The sequence below is a fragment of the Parvibaculum sp. genome (genome assembly GCF_030694575.1).
GTDB lineage: Bacteria > Pseudomonadota > Alphaproteobacteria > Parvibaculales > Parvibaculaceae > Parvibaculum.
The window spans coordinates 1-2210 of sequence record NZ_JAUYUS010000130.1 but is presented as its reverse complement, the minus strand read 5'-3'; the positions used below and the strand labels follow the sequence as shown (position 1 = coordinate 2210).

The window sequence follows — 2210 nt, the reverse complement described above, 5'->3', positions numbered from 1 at the left end:
AGGCCGAGATCCGCCGCGAGATTGGGCGCGATGACGCCCGTGGACGAGCGCAGGAACTGGCTCACCGTGTAGACGATGCAGAGAATGGCGACGAGCGCGACGATGTAGAACCGCGACGCGGATCGGGGCGGCATGATGCGGGTCTTCCTCCGGCCTTTTCTTGGCTGGGATATGGGCAGAAACGGCGCGCGGAGGCCAGAGCCATTTACGCAAGGGGGGATGCGGAGAGTGCGTCCTTCCCACTCTCCTCTTGGGGGAGGGTGGAAGTGCGTGCGTTCACGGGATCGCAAGGCCGGGACAGCAATTTTTGCCAAGTTCAGGCCTGCCCTTTCCCGCATTGTGGCGGGCTTTCACTGAGAGGCGTAGACTGGCCCCATGGTGACGACGACCACATTGCATGAAGGACCCGTGGCGGCGGTGGCCTATCGCTGCGACGCCGGGCCGGCCGAGACGCCCTATGCGGAAATGCACGAGGTGCTGTCGATCTCCTATGTGCGGAAGGGAAGCTTCGGCTACGCCACGCGCGGGCAGACCTTCGAGATGGTGGCGGGCTCGGTTCTCGTCGGCCATGCGGGCGACGACTATGTCTGCACGCATGACCACCATGTCTGCGGCGACGAATGCCTGTCCTTCCGGTTGGATGCGGACCTCGCCGAAGCGGTGAGCGGCAGGCCGGAGCTGAGGCGGCTCGCCGCTCTGCCGCCGCTGCCGGAAATGATGGTGCTGGGCGAGCTGGCGCAGGCCGCCGCCGAGGGACGGAGCGATGTCGGCCTGGATGAGGCGGGGCTTCTTTTCACGGGCCGCTTCGCGGAGGTGGCGTCGGGCCGCAAGGCCGCCCGGGTGACGGCGAGCGCGCGGGACCGGAAACGCGCCGTCCACGCCGCCATGTGGATGGACGAATATGCGCATCGGCCGATCGGCCTCGAAGGCGCGGCGCGGGAAGCGGGCCTCAGCCTCTATCACTTTCTTCGAACCTTCACGAAAGTGCTGGGCGTGACGCCACATCAATATCTCGTGCGCACGAGGCTGCGCCGCGCGGCAAGCCTGCTGGCCGACCGGGACCGCCCGGTTACCGACATCGCCTATGATGTCGGCTTCGGCGACCTTTCGAATTTCGTGCGGACCTTCCGCCGCGCGGCGGGCATATCGCCCGGCCGCTTCCGCGAGGCGGCACGGGGCGAGCGCAATTTACTCCAAGCGAGACTGGCCCCGCCCGCCGCAGAGTGACCTCCGGTGGCGCAACGGCGCGCCCGCGACGGAGGTAACATGTACGACCACATCGGACTGAAAGCGAAAGACCTGAAGCGCGCATCGCGCTTCTACGAGGCGGCGCTCGGCGCGCTCGGCCTGAAACTCACCTATGAAGACGAGACGATGCGCGGCTTCGGCGCGAAGAAGGCGACCGGGCTCTATCTCTCGGAAGGCACGCCCGCGAAGGACGTTCACATCGCCTTCACCGCGGCGAGCCGTGCGGCCGTGGACAGGTTCCACAAGGCGGGGCTCGAGGCCGGCGGCAAGGACAATGGCGCGCCCGGCATCCGCGCCGATTATGCGCCGACCTATTACGCCGCCTTCCTGATCGACCCGGACGGCAACAATGTCGAAGCCGTGTGCCTGAAATAGGAGAAAACGATCATGGCTTCGATCCGCAAGGACATACCGATCGACGCGCCGGCAGCCGCCGTCTGGGACGCGGTGCGCGATGTCGGCCAGATCCACACCCGCTTCGTTCCGGGCTTCGTGACCGATACGAAGCTGGAGGACGGCGCCCGCATCGTCACCTTCGCCAACGGGCTCGTCGTGCGGGAACTGATCCTCGACCTCGACGAGGACCGGCGGCGGCTCGCCTATGCCGTCTCGGGCAGCGAGATGATGAGCCACCACAGCGCCTCCTTCGAGGTGGTGCCGGACGGGCCGGAGCGCTGCCGCCTCCTCTGGATCGCGGATTTCCTGCCGCACGAGGCGGCGGAACCCGTGGGCGGCATGATGACGGAGGGCGCCGCCATCATGCAGGCGGCGCTGGGGCGGAAAGGCGGCCGCTGAGCCGTTAACCGTCGCTCGCGACCTCGTTGCCGCAGGTGCGAAGGAATCCTTGTGGCGGGGGGACTTCCGGGCTATAAGGCGGCACATTTTTGGCCGCCCCCGCACGCTTCCGGTTGTCGTGCGGCAGGCCGCCTTTTTTACCCGGCGGTTACATGTCCATTCGGAAT

The 2210-nt window shown here is 66.9% G+C and carries 3 protein-coding genes; all 3 read left to right on the top strand.

Going from position 1 to position 2210, the window contains the following annotated elements; genetic code table 11:
- Positions 1–375 precede the first annotated feature (375 nt).
- The 3 genes from Q8S60_RS18090 to Q8S60_RS18080 are packed head-to-tail and all read left to right on the top strand — an operon-like array spanning position 376 to position 2043.
- Positions 376–1227, top strand: coding sequence for an AraC family transcriptional regulator (locus Q8S60_RS18090; RefSeq protein ID WP_305278389.1), 852 nt, complete (start codon positions 376–378; stop codon positions 1225–1227).
- A 39-nt stretch (positions 1228–1266) separates the two neighbouring features.
- Complete coding sequence (locus tag Q8S60_RS18085) at positions 1267–1623, top strand: VOC family protein (protein ID WP_305278390.1); 357 nt, start codon at positions 1267–1269, stop codon at positions 1621–1623.
- A 12-nt stretch (positions 1624–1635) separates the two neighbouring features.
- Positions 1636–2043: an SRPBCC family protein gene (locus Q8S60_RS18080; protein WP_305278391.1), complete on the top strand. Its 408-nt coding sequence runs from the start codon at positions 1636–1638 to the stop codon at positions 2041–2043.
- Positions 2044–2210 lie beyond the last annotated feature (167 nt).

Coding starts and splice junctions, on each gene's coding strand:
- Q8S60_RS18090 (WP_305278389.1), top strand. CDS start 376: ATGGTGACGACGACCACATTGCATGAAGGACCCGTGGCGGCGGTGGCC.
- Q8S60_RS18085 (WP_305278390.1), top strand. CDS start 1,267: ATGTACGACCACATCGGACTGAAAGCGAAAGACCTGAAGCGCGCATCG.
- Q8S60_RS18080 (WP_305278391.1), top strand. CDS start 1,636: ATGGCTTCGATCCGCAAGGACATACCGATCGACGCGCCGGCAGCCGCC.